Source organism: Sphingobacterium sp. HJSM2_6 (genome assembly GCF_049316305.1).
Classification (GTDB): domain Bacteria; phylum Bacteroidota; class Bacteroidia; order Sphingobacteriales; family Sphingobacteriaceae; genus Sphingobacterium.
The window spans coordinates 112,955-132,208 of record NZ_JBMOXB010000005.1 but is presented as its reverse complement, the minus strand read 5'-3'; the positions used below and the strand labels follow the sequence as shown (position 1 = coordinate 132,208).

Annotated in this window: 16 protein-coding genes; 12 read left to right on the top strand and 4 right to left on the bottom strand. The window is 37.3% G+C overall.

The annotated features are described in order from the left end of the window. The first annotated feature begins 290 nt into the window (after positions 1–290). A complete protein-coding gene (locus tag ACFRAE_RS06435; protein WP_422796307.1) occupies positions 291–1,559 on the top strand; it encodes a response regulator transcription factor in 1,269 nt (422 codons plus the stop codon). 18 nt (positions 1,560–1,577) lie between these two features. On the opposite strand, the gene ACFRAE_RS06430 is transcribed toward ACFRAE_RS06435, so the two are convergent. The 4 genes from ACFRAE_RS06430 to ACFRAE_RS06415 all read right to left on the bottom strand — a co-directional run bounded on the left by ACFRAE_RS06430 (position 1,578) and on the right by ACFRAE_RS06415 (position 3,932). Next, the gene (locus ACFRAE_RS06430) at positions 1,578–2,123 is read right to left on the bottom strand and encodes a hypothetical protein (RefSeq protein WP_422796306.1); all 546 of its coding nucleotides are present in this window, start codon (positions 2,121–2,123) and stop codon (positions 1,578–1,580) included. 68 nt (positions 2,124–2,191) lie between these two features. Then, positions 2,192–2,599 carry a hypothetical protein gene (locus ACFRAE_RS06425; protein ID WP_422796305.1) on the bottom strand — a complete coding sequence of 136 codons (408 nt, stop codon included), beginning with the start codon at positions 2,597–2,599 and terminating at the stop codon, positions 2,192–2,194. A gap of 277 nt (positions 2,600–2,876) precedes the next feature. After that, positions 2,877–3,392: a GNAT family N-acetyltransferase gene (locus ACFRAE_RS06420; protein ID WP_422796304.1), complete on the bottom strand. Its 516-nt coding sequence runs from the start codon at positions 3,390–3,392 to the stop codon at positions 2,877–2,879. A 9-nt stretch (positions 3,393–3,401) separates the two neighbouring features. Beyond that, positions 3,402–3,932, bottom strand: coding sequence for a YfiT family bacillithiol transferase (locus tag ACFRAE_RS06415; RefSeq protein WP_422796303.1), 531 nt, complete (start codon positions 3,930–3,932; stop codon positions 3,402–3,404). 294 nt (positions 3,933–4,226) lie between these two features. Between ACFRAE_RS06415 and ACFRAE_RS06410 the strand changes: the two genes are divergently transcribed. The 11 genes from ACFRAE_RS06410 to ACFRAE_RS06360 all read left to right on the top strand — a co-directional run bounded on the left by ACFRAE_RS06410 (position 4,227) and on the right by ACFRAE_RS06360 (position 19,189). Continuing rightward, positions 4,227–4,820, top strand: coding sequence for an RNA polymerase sigma factor (locus tag ACFRAE_RS06410; protein WP_422796302.1), 594 nt, complete (start codon positions 4,227–4,229; stop codon positions 4,818–4,820). Positions 4,821–4,858: 38 nt separating this feature from the next. Further along, the gene (locus ACFRAE_RS06405; RefSeq protein ID WP_422796301.1) at positions 4,859–6,073 is read left to right on the top strand and encodes a FecR family protein; all 1,215 of its coding nucleotides are present in this window, start codon (positions 4,859–4,861) and stop codon (positions 6,071–6,073) included. A 329-nt stretch (positions 6,074–6,402) separates the two neighbouring features. Beyond that, positions 6,403–9,546, top strand: a complete 3,144-nt coding sequence (locus ACFRAE_RS06400) for a SusC/RagA family TonB-linked outer membrane protein (protein WP_422796300.1) — start codon at positions 6,403–6,405, stop codon at positions 9,544–9,546. A gap of 12 nt (positions 9,547–9,558) precedes the next feature. After that, on the top strand, positions 9,559–11,280 hold the full coding sequence (locus ACFRAE_RS06395; protein ID WP_422796299.1) for a RagB/SusD family nutrient uptake outer membrane protein: 1,722 nt from the start codon (positions 9,559–9,561) through the stop codon (positions 11,278–11,280). Positions 11,281–11,289: 9 nt separating this feature from the next. Next, positions 11,290–12,306 (top strand): BT_3987 domain-containing protein, encoded by a 1,017-nt coding sequence (locus tag ACFRAE_RS06390; RefSeq protein ID WP_422796298.1) that lies wholly within the window; start codon positions 11,290–11,292, stop codon positions 12,304–12,306. Between the two features lie 16 nt (positions 12,307–12,322). After that, complete coding sequence (locus tag ACFRAE_RS06385) at positions 12,323–13,414, top strand: hypothetical protein (RefSeq protein ID WP_422796297.1); 1,092 nt, start codon at positions 12,323–12,325, stop codon at positions 13,412–13,414. 3 nt (positions 13,415–13,417) lie between these two features. Then, positions 13,418–15,262 (top strand): hypothetical protein, encoded by a 1,845-nt coding sequence (locus ACFRAE_RS06380; RefSeq protein WP_422796296.1) that lies wholly within the window; start codon positions 13,418–13,420, stop codon positions 15,260–15,262. Between the two features lie 418 nt (positions 15,263–15,680). Further along, entirely contained in the window at positions 15,681–16,730 is a 1,050-nt protein-coding gene (locus ACFRAE_RS06375) for an AI-2E family transporter (RefSeq protein ID WP_422796295.1), read from the top strand. A gap of 154 nt (positions 16,731–16,884) precedes the next feature. After that, entirely contained in the window at positions 16,885–17,628 is a 744-nt protein-coding gene (locus ACFRAE_RS06370; protein ID WP_422796294.1) for an SDR family NAD(P)-dependent oxidoreductase, read from the top strand. Positions 17,629–17,736: 108 nt separating this feature from the next. Then, the gene (locus tag ACFRAE_RS06365) at positions 17,737–18,594 is read left to right on the top strand and encodes a bifunctional transcriptional activator/DNA repair enzyme AdaA (RefSeq protein ID WP_422796293.1); all 858 of its coding nucleotides are present in this window, start codon (positions 17,737–17,739) and stop codon (positions 18,592–18,594) included. Then, positions 18,581–19,189, top strand: a complete 609-nt coding sequence (locus ACFRAE_RS06360; RefSeq protein ID WP_422796292.1) for an alpha-ketoglutarate-dependent dioxygenase AlkB family protein — start codon at positions 18,581–18,583, stop codon at positions 19,187–19,189. The genes ACFRAE_RS06365 and ACFRAE_RS06360 overlap by 14 nt, the downstream gene beginning before the upstream one ends. Positions 19,190–19,254 lie beyond the last annotated feature (65 nt).

Sequence of the window (19,254 nt, the reverse complement as noted above, 5' to 3'; positions counted from 1 at the left end):
GCGCAAAAATAACACTTTATTTTACCATTTGCAATAATATATATCTATTAAATTATTAATATAATATTTGGAGAAATTATTTTTATATATTTAGCCTATTTTGAAGTGTTAAAAATTAGCTTTAACTAATCGTTAATCAGGTTTTTCTAAACAAGCATATTTTATTCTTGTGCTAATTATTCCTTCGAAATAGAAATTCTAGCCTTAGAATTTATGTACCTTTGCATTTCCAACTATTAACAGGGTCTTATCTCTTTAAAAGAATAAGCACATAACTACTTATTATTAGCATGCTGAAGATTTATATTTCTTGTATATCCTTTATTTTCCTAAGTCTAGGTTCTTTTCAACTTTCCTTTGCCGAGTCAAACCCTAAGCTTCTTGAAGAAATCAAGAATTTGATTACTAAAAATGATTTTGAAAATGCCATTACTGCTATTCAAGATGGTTTAGAACATACCAATAAAGACAATTATTACTTACATTATCAGCTTTATCTGCAAAAGTCTTTAGTTTATAAAAGTATTTTTAATTACCCGCTAGCCTTAGACAATTTAAATTACGCGGAAGAAGTGGGTATTCGCGATGAAACCCATAGAAAGGAGGTTTCTGCCCGTGTAAAAATTGAAAAGCTTTTCATCTATTTTGATTATCAGCAGCAAGAAGAATTTAGGATTCTCTACCAACAAATTAAGGCCGAAGATTTAAACTTAGTTCCAGCACAAACAAGGGCATTTTTCATATCGATACAGGGCATTCTGGCCATGCGTGAAAATCAATTGGAAGAAGCTGTAAAGCGATATGACGAGGCGATTGAATTATTAAAAAAAGAAGACCCTAAGCACCTCCCGATCGTTTATAAGGCAAAAATTATTCTATATGGCCAAATGAATAAGCCCATTAAAGCTATAGAATCCTTTGAATTGGGATTGAAATATGCCGAACAATATCAAGTTCAACTTTATAAAATAATCATGTACGAGTCCTTAACGAAATATTATGTGAGTAAGGAGGATTACAAAAATGCATTAACCTCTCAACATAAAGTGAGTGAACTTCGAACTGCCTATAATGCCAATAATATCAGTGGGAAGCTCAATATATTAGAAAGTCAAATCAATAAAGAGCGAAAACAAATTGAATTAGCGTATGAGCGTAAGAAGAACCAATACATCATAGGTATAGTTGGCATACTATTAATATTAATCTTCATATTGATTCGATTGGTTTTAGTGAATAAGCAAAAAGCAAAATTGGTGGAACGTGAAAATATTGCTATTCGGCGGATGATTCAACACCTACCCACCAAAGAATATGAAAAACCAACCATTATTTCATTAAATGAGTATAATTTAAGTGCTCGACATTTGGAAATAATCCTGTTGGTCAAAAAAGGCAAAACCAATAAGGAAATAGGCGAAGAGTTATTTATTTCCGAAAATACGGTGAAGTACCATTTAAAATCTATTTATGATATTTTGGGTATTGGTAATCGGATAGAATTAAGAGCAAAAGTTCCTGGAGAAGCGTTAAAAGAAGAGGAATCGATCTTAGGTTAGCCGGCTAATTCCTCAAGGCTAGAACTTAGTTTTCCATTTTCGGCTCAATCGATTGGAATCTTTTAAAGACAGGATTTGAATGGCATATTCCTGAATTATTAGGGGAGAACTTTTAACATTCGTAGAATTCGAGTAGGAAGCGAGTAAGCTGATTACTTTTCCATTCTGCTTGGCTATATAATAGCTTTGAATGCCTTTATCTTGTACTATTTCGGTATGTAATAGCTTGTAGTTCGCTCCATTTAATTCTTCGCTATAGGCAAGGTAAGATTCAGAATCCTGGTAATTTAATGTCACGCTATTTTCTTCCTCATTTTTTCTCAATTGATAGGTGACCAGCAGCGCTGCGGAGTTTTTGTAGATCACGGAGTCTGCTTTGTTGGATTTATTTTTAGCTACATCGACTAAATGAAAACCCGATTGAACCATCTGATGTTGTATTTCTGCTAATGGTTTTTGATTTAGGTCATTCAAAAAAGTTAAATCAACCGACTGTCCGAAAGAAAATGGAACGAATAAAGTGAGCAGAACGAGACTAAGTACCAGTTTTTTTGTGCCTTCCATACAGGTATTCAAGTAGAAAAGGGATATATAACATACCCCTTTCATCTAGATAATAGGTTAGGTGAATATTAATTTTTTCCGTTTGCTTTGATTTGTGAATCCATATCTAAATATTCTTCATCCGATTTAATTTTGAATGATTTCACGCGTGCAGTAACAGTGTATTTTTTCTTCTTTTGATCAACAGTATAAGTTGGGTTTATGACCCCATCAGCTCCTTTTTCTATCGCAGCTTTTTCCGCCATCATTAACGCAACTTGTTTTAATTGGTCTAAAGTATATCGTTTATATTGTTTTTTGTTTTCTACGGTATATGCCGTGTTACCACTGAGTATGGTGTATTCCGATCTTTTTAATTGACTAGAGATGCGAGTTGTTTGAGTAGATATACCTGTCTCTACTAGTTTCGTGCCTCCACAAGAACTAATAAGGCCTGTAAAAATTAAACTTGCAAGGGCTAAAATGCTAACTTTCATAGTAAAAGAGTTTTTTAATGTTTCTATAATTCAACGAGGCAAAAGTATCTGTTTAAACACTATTTATTCAGATTTAAGCAGGTAGTTTAGTGGGTAGTTTTAGCTCAAAATCCCTATCCAAACGAGTATACGTCGGGTAGTCTACTGTTTTTAGCGGTTCAAGTAAGTGATTTTAAGCTGTAGGGATTTTAGTGTTGGAAAGGAATTCTTTGCGGTAATAGGAACCTATTACGAAAAGGATAATTTGTAAAATTGCAAGATACGATGGACTATAAACTTATTTTTCAAACGCAAACCAATCTGTTAACGCTCCATCATAATCAAACCTGTTGATTAATTTAAATCCAAGGTTATACAACAGCTTTTTTGAGTATTCATTTTCAGGATCGGTAATGGCATATATTTTGGTTAAGTGTAATTGCTCCTGCGCATATTCCATGATAGCCTTAGCCGATTCCGTAGCGTACCCTTTATGCCAATGTTTTCGTTTAAATCGATAGCCTAGTTCAACAAAGTTTTGGTGCCCATTTAAAGGTCCAATAAAATATTTTAGGCCACAGCAACCTAAGCATTCTTTACTAAGCTTATCAACCACAGCCCAACGCGCTATTCCATAATCCTCATACTGTTTTCTGAGCATTTCGATAACCGGATAGATTTCATCAATAGCTTTTACAGGTTTGTTTTCTATATAGCGATGTACCTCCGGATCCGAATCCAACTCAAATAAATCCGCAGCATCCGAAGGGACAATCTCCCTGAGGATAAGCCTTTCCGTTTCGATTATTGGCACTCTATATCTTTAATAAATTTCCATCAATTTCGCGTTTTTTAGGTGTGCAAGATGATGCTCAGCATGCCAGGCATAAATCCCTATATTCGTTTTAAGGCTTATCATTTTTTGAGTTGCAGGATGCACAAATGTGCGGTCTAATTCCTCCGTGTCAAGACTCCGCAATAATAGTTCCCAACGTTGATGCAAACCTGTTAAAATAGACAGCGAACTTGCGATGTCTATTTGGGTAACGTCAGCTAACTCTGCCCAAAGATGTTCCTCATAAGGTTTGATGCTGGGATTTTCCTCCGTCAATGCTAATTTAAATCGTATAAAACTATTCATATGACTATCAGCACAATGATGTACTAATTGTTGAATGGTCCATCCTCCAGGTCTATGTTTTCGCAACAGATCAGTAGGACTTAAGCCATGCAACTCTTGGGTTAGTTTACCTGGAAATGAAGCTATTTGTTGAATCCATAGATCAATTAATGCTTGATCAATTCTGCTGGGAGGATTAAAGTGTCCAATAGGATAAGCTAAGTTTTCTGTCATGCTGTTCAAAATCTAGGGGATGTAGTACTTATGCATTTTAATCGTTTGTAATTCCGTAGGATGATTTTCCTTACTGTAAAAATCATAATAATTAGAGAAAAATTCCAACACATACCATTAATTTTTTTAAGAACGGCAACTTTTAGGTAGGATAGAAGGATTGGGAGCGGATTGGATAAGTTTTCCGAAAATATCGACTATGGAAATTTTATTTTACAGAAAGTTTAGGTCAGCTTTAATTTTGGGATATATTATTATATTTGATTCAAACCTTGTAAATCAACTTAAATTCTTATGCATACAGATGGCCATGTGGATGATGAAATGCTTTTAATGCAAATACAGCAGGGAAGTGAAAAGGCCTTTACGCAATTGTATGAGAAATACGCCAATCGCATTTATATTAACTTAATTAAGTTAGTTAAAGATCGGGATGTAGCACAAGAACTTCTTCAAGATGTGTTTTTAAAAATTTGGGATAAGAAATCAACCATAACCATCGAAAAGTCTTTTCCCGCTTACTTAAATACCATAGCTAGAAATTTAGCATTCAATTTTTCTAAGCGCATTAGTCTGAATGAAAATTATTTGACTAGTGTTATTCAACACAACCCTTCACAATATTCCCATGTGGAAGAGAACATTATGCTGAATGAGATACAATCGTTATATGATCAAGCCATTGCGGAATTACCTCCAAAGCGAAAATCCGTCTATCTATTGTGTAAAGTAGAAGGGAAATCCTATGATGAAGCAGCCCAGATTCTTGGTTTATCATCTTCAACGATCAGTGATCACATGGTAAAAGCGACTCGATTTATTAAAAATCGAATCTCAAAATCGGAGTGTTTTGGATATGTTTTCCTATATTTTATTTCCAATTTTTAATTTTTTTTAGTTCAGAGCAGAGTTCCAATCGATTTCAGTTGTCTTTATATATAAAAGGCAATCGATTGAAAGACAAGATCAACATTCAAGAGTTATTTAAATTATATCGTGACGGTAATTTAACGGAACAGCAATGGCAAGATTTGCAAGAGCGATTAAAAAACGAAGCAAATCAACGGGAATGGAATGAGCTTGCTGCACATTCCTTATTAGATCCAGTCAATGAAAATTTGCAATCTGATGATCAGATTCAACAAGACCTAAATCGAGTTGCAGATCAATTATACCTTAAAATCAAACCAGTAACTCTACGCAAGCGACTACCTTTTTATTACAGTGCTGCCGCGGCAATTTTAGTCATGTTGGGCTTTTTATATTATTTCCACAAACCGAAAATCGATTCAGCAGTTGTAGAGCCTATGCACTCTGAGTTTGGAACAGATGCTAAACCTGGAGGCAACAGAGCTTGGCTTACGTTTAAGGATGGATCTAAAATATCCTTAGATGAACATCAAGATGAAATCATCAGCAAGGAAGTCATACACTATGTGGATGGCGGCCTGATCGCAGATAATATTAAAAATATAATCCGTAAACAACCATCTTTATCTGATTCCATTACTTTGCATACACCTGCTGCGGGACAATATAAAGTAACTTTAGCCGATGGAACAAAGGTGCTATTAAATGCCTCTTCCTCCATTACCTATCCTATACGATTCTCTGGCGCTAATCGGTCTGTCAAATTAAGCGGAGAAGCATTTTTTGATGTGAAATCAAGTAAAGAACCTTTTGAAGTGCTGTCCGAAAACCAAAAAATTACGGTTTTAGGAACTACGTTCAATGTATATGCTTACCCCGATGAGCGGGTAACTGAAACAACACTCGTTAAAGGTCAAGTGAAGATTCGAAACACGAGTAGCAACAAGGAATTCTTTTTAAAACCTAACCAACAACTTCACATTCAAGGAGAAAAATCCACCCTTAGCCAAGTTCAGGTAGACCCATTTATTGCATGGACGAAAGGCGTATTTCAATTTAAAGATACAGACATGTATCGAGCAATGGCGCAAATAAGTAGGTGGTACAATGTTAAAGTATGGTATCAAAAGGATATTCCGAATACCACATTTTTTGGTGAAGTAGACCGCGACAAATCCTTGTCACAGGTTTTAAAATTGTTAAAAAGAAGTGGGTTGAATTTTTCCCTGGAGGAAAAAAATAATGAAAAGATTTTAACGGTATTACCCTAACGATTAATTAACCTAAATGAAATGATGATGAGTACATAGAAAATATATAAAAAAACAGGTGATGCTCCAACATCACCTGCGAAAGTTCGGCATTCGCTGTGACAAGATGTACAGCGACAAAATTGATGTGAAATTTAGTACCAAACAAAACCAAATTTATGAATTATTCCGCATATATAAAGGGGAGATTATGCCCTTTATTAGTCAAATGGTTATTGATAATGAAACTAACAGCCCTGCTTGTTTTCGTGTTTATTTTCCAAGCATATGCCAGCTCATATGCACAAAAGGTAAGTTTAAAAGTGAAGAAAAAACCCCTCACGTAAGTGATGGAGGAATTGAAAAAACAAACCGGATACCAATATTTTCTCCAAGGTCGAGAAATAGCCTACCAAGAAATTGATGTGCATGTCGTCAATCAACCCTTCAATAAAACAATGGATCAAATACTTTCAGGTCTAAGTTTAAACTGGACGATGGAAGATGAGACCATTGTTATTTCAAAAAGTACAAAAACTGTAAAACAGGTTTTGCAACAGCGTATCGTCCGAGGCACGGTATCGAATGAGCAGGGGCAACCACTTTCTGGCGTAACCGTAGCTGTAGCACAAACGACACTCGCTACCGTATCCAATGAAAATGGTGAATTTGAAATTCAAGTTCCGAATGACCTGAGTTCCTTACAGTTTAAATTTATGGGTTACCTGGATGAGGTAATGCTGATCGAAGATAATGCGCCTTTGAAAGTTGTGTTAAAAGCGAAGGTAAGTGATTTAGATGAAGTGGTCGTGGTGGGGATGAATATTCGACAAGCGAAACGATCGGTCACAGGCTCATTAGCAACCATTCAAACGAAAGAATTAAAACAAAGTCCTGTAGCTAATTTAAATAATGCGTTGGCAGGTAGATTGCCCGGATTGATTTCTGTGCAGTCTACGGGGCAACCTGGAGACGATGCCTCCTCCTTATATATTCGTGGGATAGCTACATATGGTTCCAATACAGCGCCTTTGATTGTAATCGATGGTTTACCTAGAGGTCAGGGTAGTTTTAGTCAAATTGACCCCAACGAGGTCGAATCGGTATCCATATTAAAAGATGCATCCTCTTCGGCGCTTTATGGTATTCAAGGGGCCAACGGAGTCATTGTGGTGACTACCAAACGTGGTCGTGAAGGCCAAAAACCGGCTATTGACTTTACGGCTCAGCAAGCCGTTCAACAGGTCGTAAGATTACCTAAGCCTATAAGTACTTATGAGAGTGCTTTATATTTTAATCAATATGATTTTAATAATAATTCCACACCTAGATTTAGTGAGGAAGCCTTGGAAATTGTTAGAAATGGATCTGAACCCCATTTGTATCCTGATATTAATTGGTACGATGAGATCCTGGAGAAATCGGCACTTCAAGGGCAATATAATTTAAATGTGAGTGGCAATTCCAACCGTGTCCGATATTTTGTCTCTGGAAGCCATATTAATCAAGGGGCACTCTTGAAATATAGTGATGTATTAAATGATAATTATGGGAAAACAAGTGGTTTCTCCAGGTATAACTTTCGTTCCAATGTCGATATCCAAGCGACAAAAGGGCTGAGTATACAAGTTGATTTAGCTGGCCGTTTGGAACAACGTATTGGCCCATCTTCTGGTTTTAATGAAGTGTTTAACCAAATAAGCAATGTACCTCCATTTGCGCTTCCTATTTTTAACCCTGATGGTACGCTTGGTGCTGCAAGTAATGTAGAAATACCCTTCTGGAGAAATCCTTATGGTTTAGTTACGCAAAGCGGTTACTATGAAAGCTCTACGAATGTGATGTATGGTACGATATCCGCAAAACACGACCTAAACTTCTTCTTAAAAGGATTATCGGCACAAGGTTTTTTTAGTTTCGAAAACAACAATATCAACCATACGGTAAGAAGCCAAGAATTTGATTCGTTTTGGTATCGAGGCTTAGATATTGACGGATTACCGATGTACCAACAAACACGTATAGCAAGTACCTTAGGTACTTCTGGATATAATAATATTGAGCGATCTAATTATATGGATTTTCGTTTACAATATCAAAATAGCTGGAATGATCACGAGGTTTCTGCCCAAGCTTTATTTAATCGAACCTTTAGATCCTTTAACTACGAATTGCCTTATGCTTATCAAGGGGTTAGTGCAAGGACGACCTATGCGTTTAGGAAGAAATATTTCGTAGAAGCCAATTTATCGTATAATGGTTCGGAGAACTTCCCTAAAGGAGAACGATACGGATTTTTCCCTAGTGTTTCTGCGGGTTGGGTGATCAGTGATGAATCATTTTTGAAAGAGGTAGATGGATTGAATTTCATGAAAATTAGGGGATCTTATGGTTTAGTTGGAAATGATAAAATTGGTGGGCAGCGATGGCTGTATTTAAGTGATTTTGCCGGTGGTGGTGGCTATCCTTTCGGAGTTACGGCTAATTGGAAACCCGGTTACAACGAATCTCGAATAGGGAATCCTTTTGTCACATGGGAAACGGCACGCAAATCTAACCTAGGTTTTGAAATTTCTATCCTTCCTCAAGATTTACTTCAATTAACCTTTGATGTCTTCCACGAAGAAAGGACGGATATTTTAACACAGCCCGGTACGGTTCCTGATTATTTAGGGATTTCTAATTTAGCTCCATTGAATGCTGGAAGAGTAATTAATAAAGGAATTGATGGCGAGTTAAGGATAAACAAGAAGTGGAATGATTTCAGTGTTTTTAGTAACATCCAATTTACTTACTCCCGTAATCAGGTGATGGAAAATGATCAGCCAATGCCAGCTTATCCCTATCAAGATTTAAGAGGTTATGAAATTGGGTATGTATTAGGATATAAATCGTTGGGCTTCTTCCAAAACCAAGCAGAAATTGATAACAGTGCCTTACAACAATTTGATAATAAATTGATCCCTGGAGATCTTAGGTATCAGGATATGAATAGTGATGGGCGGATAGATGCTTTTGACCGTGTGCCGATATTATTGCAAAATGTTCCTAGGTATATGGGAGGCTTATCTTTAGGGGCTACTTATAAAACCTTCGATATCAGTATTCTCTTAAATGGGGCAGGTGGGGGAACCGCCAGATATATTCCAAAACCGTTAGACCCAATGATCTTACATCGTTGGCAAGAAGGAAATCAAGAAAATGCCTTAATTCCAGTAGCTAAGAATTCTTCCAACAATACGTTAATGTCTGATTTTTATTATTTCAAAACCGATTATTTAAAACTCAGAAATGCGGAAATAGGTTATGTCATCCCCGGCGAAAGACTTAAGAAATTAGGCTTTAGCTATGTGCGTGTGTTCTTAAATGGACAAAATCTAGCTATTTGGGATCGTTTATGGATTAAAGATCGTGATCCTGAGGTAAGTGGCAGTTCCAATTTGCCTTATCCGATTCAGCGTGTTTTTAATTTTGGTTTAAATGTAAGACTCTAATTTATGTCAACAATGCAAAAAAGAAATAAACAAGGATACTTCCAAGCCATTTTATTACTTGTGGTATCCCTCACACTTACCTTAGCTTCTTGTAGTAAAGATTATTTAGAACGCTCTCCAAGTGATTTGATTGATGAAAAGAAAGTGTTCTCCAATTTGAATAATGCAGAAGCGTTTTTAAATAATGCATATCGAGAAATTCCTCAACTCGTCTATCGTAATGATAATAGTGGATCGAGTTTTTTTAATCTAGGCTCGGGTACGGATGAGTCTGCTCAAATGTGGGGGCATCACCTGACCACCATGGATTTTAATAATGGAAACTGGAATCCAGTATCATTCCCTTTGTTTTGGACTTGGCAATCGTATTATCAAGCCATTCGAAGAATTAATTTATTCTTGAAAAATTACGAGTTAATTCCTGAAGAAGTTTCCAGTCAGACCTCAAGTTCTCGTAAAAATAGAATGTTAGGGGAAGCCTATGTATTACGGGGCTATTATTATTTTCTTTTGTACTCCATGTGGGGTAAGGTTCCCATTTTAACAAATCCCATATTACCAGGTGGTGCAGAAAATATTTATTTAGAGCGAAGTTCCATAGACGTTTTGGTTGCTCAAATAGAGCAAGACCTTTTAGAAGGGGAAAAACATTTACCTAATATATATTCCGATGCAGATTATGGTCGAGTTACTTCCTTAGCAGCTGCGTCGATTCGAAGTCGTTTATGGTTGTATTTTGCAAGCCCGCTATCGAATCCAAGCAATGATGCAGCTCGATGGGAAAAAGCGGAAACTTTTGCCAAAGTAGCAAAAGAAAAAGCGGAACTACAGGGGCATCTTTTGTCTTTAACGCCTTCCGGAAATCGAAAAGCGTACGAACTTATATTTTTAGAAATTAATAATCCAGAAACCTTATGGGCAAGTTTTAGCCCCAATAATGGCGATGGACATTACTGGGATAATTGGGGCGGCTCTTTAGGACAAGGAGGCTGGTATGGTGAAGGTCCAATACAAGATCTAGTGGATGCCTATGAAACTAAGCTTGGGGAACTTCCTGTCTTGGGCTACAATGCTAATGGAACACCCATAGCGAATCCTGCTTCGGGTTTCGATCCTGCAAAACCTTTTGAAAACCGCGATGATCGCTTTTACCAAACGATACTTTACCATGGTGCAAGCTGGAAGGGAAGACTCGTCAATGTATCACCTGGAGGAGCTGATTATTCTACCGATAAACCTCGTGTAAATTACTTCTGGAAAAAATACATGTTAGAGCAACATAATTTATATACTGGTAATGGAATGGCACAACGTCGATTTATATTATTTCGTTTATCGGAGCTCTATTTAAATTTTGCAGAAGCAAGAAATGAACGTCTGTCAAGTCCTGATGCGGAAGTATATGCTTCGGTGAATGTGTTAAGAGCTAGAGCTGGATTGCCAAATTTGCCCACAAATCTTACTAAGCTAGAAATGCGCGATCGTATTCAAAGGGAAAGAAGGGTGGAATTTGCAATGGAAAATCATCGTTTCTTTGATGTAAGGCGGTGGAAAATAGCAGAAATTGTCGATAATAAACAGGTCAGAAGAATTAATGTGTCCAGTTCAGGAGAGTTCACTTATCCTATTTGGGGAAATCGAATATTCGATCGTTCTAAGCATTATCTATTTCCTATTCCACAGACAGAAATCGAAAAAAGTGCAGGGATTTTATCACAAAATGAAGGCTGGTAATTTTAAATCATGAAAAGAGAATCATTAAATCAATTTTACGTATTTATAAACTGCATAGCTATTAGTTTACTTACGTTTATTTCCTCATGTGATCATGAAGTAGAAATCGTTAACCGTGAAGCGTATCAAAAGCTCTACATTCCACAGGCCATTAAGGGCTTGAAGTCTATTGAGTATATTGGTGGACAGGATAAAAAAGACACCCTAAAAATTGGTGCTGCAGTGGGTGGTTTTGATAAAATAACAGCAGCAATTTCTATCAAATTTGAAGTTGATATTCAAGCATTGGATGCTTATAACGACTTGAATAGAACTTCCTACCTTTTGCTACCAGAAACAGCCTATGAACTCTCTTCTTGGAATGTAACCATTCCTGCAGGTGAAGTTAGTTCTAGTTTGTCTGAATTGATAATCTCCTCTACGGGTTTGCAGCTTGACCAGGAATATTTATTGCCGATACGGATTATTGATGAACATAAGTCCATCGATCAATACGATGAGAATGGGCAAATCTATTATGTTTATGTAAAATCAACCCCTCCAGCACCTGTGTATTATGAAGATTTTAGCCGCGCAGGTTGGGAAGTCGTTGATTATTCCTCGCATGACCCTTGGGAAGGAGTGGGTGAAGGACATGCCTTGACAATCCTCGATGATAATGCCTATACCTTTTGGATTTCTAAATGGTTAGGTGGAGCATTGCCTTTCCCGCATAGCATTAGTATTGATATGAAAACAGCGCGAGAGGTACACGGCCTGACCTTTATGAACCGTACTTTTTGGCAAAATGAAACGAATGGTGAACCCAAAAACGTAAGCATATACGTGTCTTTAAATGGTAGTGATTGGGATTTTGTGCAAGATGTTGATGATATTCCAGGACCTGAATTTGGAGTGCCTCCTGCGGGCAAATGGATTAGAATGGACTTCGATAATGCGGTGAGTGCTCGATATTTTAAATTGGTAGTCACAGGAGTACATGGTGCCGGTACCGTCGTAAATATTGCCGAAATAGGTGCTTATTAATTAAAATGTGAAATTTATGAAAATTTTAATGAAGATTTTGACCCTATGCCTGACCGTTATTTTTATAAGTTGCGGTAAAGAAACGATAAGTCAAATCGAAGATCCCAAAGAGAATATGAAGATAGGTTGGCAATCAAGCCAACCTATACCACAACCCTATAAAATTGATCAATTGCCTGGAATTGCGAAATACAAAGGAGAAATCTATTTGTTAGGAGATAATGGTACGATGTGGAATAATTTTGACGATAACCAATGGAATGGTTGGGCGCTACATAAAGGTCCCTCGTTGGATAATTTAGTCAAAATGCCTCAACCTCGTATGTCGGCTAATTTTCCTAATTTTCGTACTGAAGGTAATGAATGGTGTTATTATTGGTTAATGGGGCTTTGGATTGACGAAACTTCAGGCCATTTTTATTCCATTGCCTATAGTGAATACAATTATTTAAACGGATGGGTAACCGAAGCAAAAGAACGAAGATTAGGCTTGGCTATTTCTAAGGATGAAGGGGCTACATGGAGCTATCAAGGAGATATAGTTACCCAAGATAAAAGTAACGCGGCTCCAGTGAATAAGCAATTTTATGGAGTCGGCGATATTAGCTTTTTGATACCCGGTGATGGATATGCTTACATCTATTATAAACAAGGATTTTATTCTTTGGAAAACTTAAACCGAACGGATCAAAATATATCGGTAGCAAGATGTAAACTGTCTGATAAATTAGCGCCCAATTCCTGGAAAAAATTCTATCAAGGGACATGGGAACAGGATGGTTTAGGTGGCAAAGAATCTACTATTATTCCATTTGTAAACATTGCCAATGTGGTCTATAACACGTATTTAGAACGCTATGTATGTATTGGTAATGCACCATCTGGAAAAAGTTTTATTTCATTTGCCAGCAGTATGGAGAAGCAAGATTGGACTGAACGAGATTTCAATTTCCCTCAAGTGACCTCGTATTACAATTGGCAGGTCGATGAACAAACTGGAGATAGCCATGTTGTAGGCAAAGATATTCGCTTATATACTGCTGGTATTGATAAAGCCACCAATCAGCGTACAGGTAATTATTACAAGGTTTCGTTCAATAAAGAATAACTAATGCGTTTAAAAATCCAGCTCCTTGCTTTTATCCTATTGCCATTTGTTTTTGGTACAGCGGCTTATGCACAATCCAAAAATAAAATGATCCATGTTGAAGCGTATGGTATAATCCCTAATTCGAAGGTGAATGTTCAACCAATTATTGAAAAAATATGCGATGAACATCCTGAAGGAAACTTTACGTTACTATTTCCGAAAGGTCGATTTGATTTTTATCCGGATGAAGCGCATGTCAAAGATTTTAAAGCGCAAATCGCTTTTGATTTAACGGGACTAAAGAACATTCAAATCCTAGCGGATCAATCTGAATTTGTTTTTCATGGCAGGATGATGCCTTTTCGTATAGATAAAGCAAAAAATATTCAATTGAAAGGTTTTTCCTTAGATTGGGATCGTCCTATGATTTCTCAGGCGCAGATAGTAGGGGTATCGGACAATTATGTGGATTTAGCTATAGATTCTCTTGCCTATCCTTATGAAATCGTTCGCGATTCGATTTACTTTTTAGGAGAAGGCTGGCGAAGCAAAATAACTAAAAACTACAATAACCTATATGATAAAGTTCATAAGGAAATTGTCTATCAAACACGGGATAATCCTTTAGGTGAACTGTATAATGCGAAGGTTTCAGCACTGAAGAACAATCAGGTCCGTTTCCACATGAAACCCTTAATGAAACCGGAACTCGGTACTTATATCGCCTTATATCATGGGGCATATATTACCGATGGTATTCTATTAATTAACAGTGAACAGGTACAGATTGAGGATGTCGTCATTTATCATACCTTAAGTTGCGGAGTATCGGGGTACCGAACGAAAGACATCTTATTGAAAAATGTGAAAATCATCGCAAATGATAAGAAAGGTCGGGTATTTAGTACGGTGGCAGATGCGACACATTTCAATGGATGCGAAGGTAAAATAGTGTTGGATGGCGTAGAGATGACAGGTGCTGGGGATGATTTTACCAATATACATGGGATGTATGCTGAAGTGACTCAGGTGCTGGATGATCAAACATTCTTAGTGAAACCCAATGGTCGGTACATCGGCTTTAATCTTGGTGAAAAAGCCTGGATTGTGGATACCTTATCGATGCAAAGGAAGGATTCCTTGGCGGTTATTTATCAGGAAACCTTATGGAAGGACGGCTTAATTACCGGCTATAAACTGAAATTTGATGGGAAGCCTAAACAAGCATTAAAGCCTGGCGATTTATTAGAAAATATAAATAGGAACCCTGAAGTAGAAATTCGGAATTGCAAGATATTAAAGCGTCATCGTGCTCGAGGTATCTTGGTTACTACGGCCTCGAAAGCAGTGATTGAAAATAATTATTTCCGAACAGCGGGGGCAGCGATTTTGATTGAAGGGGATATTGAGTTATGGTATGAATCTGGAGCAAATCGCAATTTGCTGATTCAGCATAATGTCTTTGAAGATTGTTATTCCTCGGGCAATAATATACTTGATAAACCCTGGGGTTGGGGAGAGGCAGTGATCTCCATTACCCCATCGGTAAAACCTGAAAATGTAGACTTTCCCACCTACCATCAAAAAATACATATTGTAAACAATACCTTTAAACATTATGATCATGCCATACTCTATGCTCGATCAGTGAATGATTTAGTTTTTTCGAATAACAAGCTTATACGTACCAAAACCTATAAACCCTTCTACCGAGAAGTTGGTTTGTATTTGGATGGTTGTCGCCATGTTACTATTGCATCCAATAAAATGGCAAAGAATTTCCTAGGTAAAACTATTCAAATTCAACACATGAGAAAGACGGATGTTCAATTAATAGGCGAAAAGCATTTTCAAATTCTTGATTAGTCTAATGAATGCATGCGAAGCTATAGTAAGAGCTTAGCATGCATTATTATTTCGATTTTAAATAGGCTACAGGTATTCAGGATAGCTTTGCCAAGTGCCTGAGCGGCAAAGCTATTTTTTTTCCTCCTCCATCTTTTTCCAATGAACCAATATGATTTTATGTTGAATAAAGAGGCATTTGATATGGATCTTAATCGCATTTGATTCGGAAATTTTCATAGGATATCCGATTCATATCCGATGGAGATCCAAAGGAGATCCGTGGAAGTAGGGTCGTATTATTTTCTTAAATCAACTAAATCTTGCCTAGCAAAGTTTAGTTTCCCGAACTGTTGCGGTCAAAAAAATAGTTTTCAAAAGCTAGGTCATACGACTCTTATCAGTTCTTATTCGTAAATTGCTCATAGAATTTTAACGTATGACTCCGAGACAAATCAGCAACAGTTCCATCAATCAAATTATGTTGATTATCATCATCATTTTGATTGGAATTGTCATTTTTACGAACCTTTATTATTATTTCCCAGGATTTTTAGGAGCGATAACGCTATATATACTTTTTAGGCATTCTTATTTTAAGTTAACGGAACAGCGAAAATGGAATAAATCCCTATCCAGTTTGTTGTTTATTTTGCTGTCCATTGTTTTTATTGTCCTGCCTGTCTGGGGTATTATCGATTATTTAATGCCTCAAATTACCTCCTTATTGAATAATACCGATAACATCGTCACGCAGTTTAACTTGCTTAAAGAGTATCTTTCTGATAAACCTTTATTGAAAGATATAGATCTTTCTGACGAAGCTTTAGTGGCCAATTTACAGCGTTTGACGAAGTATTTGCCCAATATATTAAATTCGGTAGCGGAAGTCGGAGTCAATATATTAGTGACTCTATTCGTCCTTTATTTTATGCAGGTTCATGGTCGTAAAATGGAATATTACATCATTAGCGCTATTCCATTTTCTTTGAAAAGTAAGCAAGAAATTTGGGATGAAGTCTATTTAATGGTTCGCTCGAATGCTCTTGGAATTCCCATTTTAGGGGTATGCCAAGGTATTGTCGCCATGTTGGGTTATTGGATCTTTGATGTCGATAATTTTATCCTGATGGGTATTTTAACGGGCGTTTCGTCCATTGTGCCCGTATTAGGAACCATGACCATTTATATTCCATTGGCAATTATTACGGTAGCATCAGGGCAAACGGCAAATGGTATAGGAATAGGATTATATGGCTTAATCCTTATTGGCAGTATAGACAATATATTAAGATTTACCATATTAAAAACCTTAGGCAATGTACCTCCATTGATTACGGTTTTTGGAGTATTACTTGGCTTAAAGCTTTTTGGCATGTTGGGCTTAATTTTTGGGCCTTTGATTTTATCTTCCGTAGGAGTGCTCATCAAAGTGTATAGCAATGAATTCGGAAAAAGTAAGCCCATAAAACTACCTGGTGAATTTTAACCTTTTGCTCCTGCAATTAATTATCAAAATTGTGTAAGGTTTAAGCATTAATTTCTTATTAAAGTCATAATCAGTTTTTTAGGTGATTGGTATCACTTATTTCTCTGAGATGTTTCCTTAAATTAGCTATGCAAGAATTTAAAGGGCATATACTATGAAAATATTAGAAAATAAAGTAGCCATTGTCACTGGAGGAGCCTCTGGGATAGGTAAAGCAATTGTAGAATTATTTGTTGCTGAAGGAGCTAAAGTAGTCATTTCGGATTTGAATGATCAATTAGGGAATGAACTCCTCAATAACCTAGGGGAAGCTAATGTTATTTTTATTAAAGCGGATTCGGCATCGGCAGAAGACAATAAACGCATTGTAGATGCGGCGATTGAGAATTTCGGTGCTTTGCACATTGCGGTGAATAATGCGGGTATTGGAGGAGAGGCCGCAACAGTAGGGGCGATGTCTTTGGAAGGCTGGAATAAGGTTATCAACATCAACCTAAACGGCGTATTCTACGGGATGCATTACCAATTGCCGGAAATTGAAAAAGTAGGAGGTAGTATTATTAACATGGCTTCAATTTTGGGTGCGGTAGGTTTTGCTCAATCTTCTGCCTATGTAGCCGCCAAACATGGGGTGGTTGGATTAACCAAGTCTGCGGGCTGGGAATACGCGACCAAAGGGGTACGTGTCAATGCGATAGGCCCTGGTTTTATTTCCACACCTTTAGTAGACAATGCATTGGATGCAGATACTTTAAAATACTTGGAAACTCAGCATGCATTTCAAAGGCTTGGAAAAGCAAGTGAAGTAGCTGAATTAGCGCTTTGGCTAGCATCGGATAAATCTTCCTTTGTGACAGCCTCTTATTACCCCGTAGATGGGGGATATTTAGCTAGGTAATTTCCCAATATATGGGATTAAAGCAAAGGTAGTTGATGAATCAATTACCTTTTTTTAGTTTAGCAAGTTTCGGATTTTTATACTGATTTTTGTTGTCGAACTTTGGGTATGGAAAAATCACAAATGCAACTGAACTATGATCGTATTGCGAAAGCAATTGGGTTTATCCAGGATAATTTTAAGTCAAATGTATCCTTGGATGATATAGCCAAGCATGTTCATCTGAGTCCTTTTCATTTTCAGCGTCTGTTTTCCGATTGGGCGGGGGTTAGTCCTAAGAAATTTGTTCAGTACCTGCAAACTGATTTTGCGAAGCGATTGCTCCGTGAAGAACAGCCCAGTTTGTTTGACGCTCATCTGCAAACCGGTTTGAGCAGTACAAGTAGGCTCCATGATCTCTTTGTACAGCTCGAAGGAATGACTCCGGCACAATTTAAAAACCAAGGGCAAGGTATTTCCATAAATTACCAATGGTATGAAACCTTGTTTGGTACTTGTTTTATTGCCTCGACGCCTAAAGGAATTTGTAGTATGGCTTTTTCAGCAGATCAGGAGGCGAGCATCCGCGCTTTGAAAATGGAATTTCCATTAGCAAATTTTAAAGAACAGGAAGACTCCTTCCATCAAGCGGCTATCGCTTTATTCGATCCGGCTATTCAACAATTGGCTCAGGTCAAATTGCACTTAAAAGGCACTCCTTTTCAATTGAAAGTGTGGCAAGCTTTACTACAGCTACCTGCCGGAACTTGCAGTACCTATAAGCAATTAGCAACGGCCATTGGCCATCCTAAAGCTTACCGTGCGGTAGGGACAGCCATCGGTCAAAATCCAGTGGCTTATTTGATCCCGTGCCATCGGGTGATTCAAGCGACAGGGCATTTTGGTGGCTATCGATGGGAACCAGTACGTAAGAAAGCCATCCTAGGATGGGAGTTTGCACAATTTAGAAAACATGATGAAGTTTAACCTAGGTAATTTTGCTGATCCACAGAAAAACTGGCTACCATACGATGGTCTCGTAAATTATTATGGTATCGTGATCGACCAGGCAGATGATTGGTATAATCAATTATGGCATCAAGTCGATTGGAAACCGGATGAATCGATGCTATTTGGGAAACATATCTTTACCAAACGCAAAGTGGCCTGGTATGGCGACCAGCCTTTTGAATATCAATATTCTGGTATTCAAAAGATCGCGCTGACTTGGACTCCTGAACTTCTAAAGCTAAAAGAACTGGTGGAGGAAATCTCCGGAGAATCGTTCAATTCTTGCTTATTAAATTTGTACCATGATGGTTCTGAGGGGATGGCCTGGCATAGCGATGCGGAAAAGGATCTTCAAAAAGATGCTGCAATTGCTTCTGTGACTTTCGGTGCTACGCGTAAATTCTCGTTTAAGCATAAAACGGATAAAACAAAAGTGGATATACTTTTGGAGCATGGGAGTTTATTGCTGATGAAAGGTAAAACTCAAACCAATTGGTTGCATAGACTGCCCCCAACGAAAGTTAATCATGGCCCTCGGATCAACCTCACTTTTCGGACTATTTTAACTTAGACGCTGCTATTTTATTGGAATTAAAATAATTCTTATATTTGCAAGCAATAAATTAAAAGTACTTT

Excerpts from the sequence above, each read along its gene's own strand:
- ACFRAE_RS06410 (WP_422796302.1), top strand. The coding sequence starts at position 4,227 with ATGCATACAGATGGCCATGTGGATGATGAAATGCTTTTAATGCAAATA.
- ACFRAE_RS06390 (WP_422796298.1), top strand. The coding sequence starts at position 11,290 with ATGAAAAGAGAATCATTAAATCAATTTTACGTATTTATAAACTGCATA.
- ACFRAE_RS06360 (WP_422796292.1), top strand. The coding sequence starts at position 18,581 with ATGATGAAGTTTAACCTAGGTAATTTTGCTGATCCACAGAAAAACTGG.
- ACFRAE_RS06425 (WP_422796305.1), bottom strand. The coding sequence starts at position 2,599 with ATGAAAGTTAGCATTTTAGCCCTTGCAAGTTTAATTTTTACAGGCCTT.
- ACFRAE_RS06380 (WP_422796296.1), top strand. The coding sequence starts at position 13,418 with ATGCGTTTAAAAATCCAGCTCCTTGCTTTTATCCTATTGCCATTTGTT.
- ACFRAE_RS06415 (WP_422796303.1), bottom strand. The coding sequence starts at position 3,932 with ATGACAGAAAACTTAGCTTATCCTATTGGACACTTTAATCCTCCCAGC.
- ACFRAE_RS06385 (WP_422796297.1), top strand. The coding sequence starts at position 12,323 with ATGAAAATTTTAATGAAGATTTTGACCCTATGCCTGACCGTTATTTTT.
- ACFRAE_RS06430 (WP_422796306.1), bottom strand. The coding sequence starts at position 2,123 with ATGGAAGGCACAAAAAAACTGGTACTTAGTCTCGTTCTGCTCACTTTA.
- ACFRAE_RS06395 (WP_422796299.1), top strand. The coding sequence starts at position 9,559 with ATGCAAAAAAGAAATAAACAAGGATACTTCCAAGCCATTTTATTACTT.
- ACFRAE_RS06375 (WP_422796295.1), top strand. The coding sequence starts at position 15,681 with ATGACTCCGAGACAAATCAGCAACAGTTCCATCAATCAAATTATGTTG.
- ACFRAE_RS06435 (WP_422796307.1), top strand. The coding sequence starts at position 291 with ATGCTGAAGATTTATATTTCTTGTATATCCTTTATTTTCCTAAGTCTA.
- ACFRAE_RS06370 (WP_422796294.1), top strand. The coding sequence starts at position 16,885 with ATGAAAATATTAGAAAATAAAGTAGCCATTGTCACTGGAGGAGCCTCT.
- ACFRAE_RS06365 (WP_422796293.1), top strand. The coding sequence starts at position 17,737 with ATGGAAAAATCACAAATGCAACTGAACTATGATCGTATTGCGAAAGCA.
- ACFRAE_RS06400 (WP_422796300.1), top strand. The coding sequence starts at position 6,403 with ATGGAGGAATTGAAAAAACAAACCGGATACCAATATTTTCTCCAAGGT.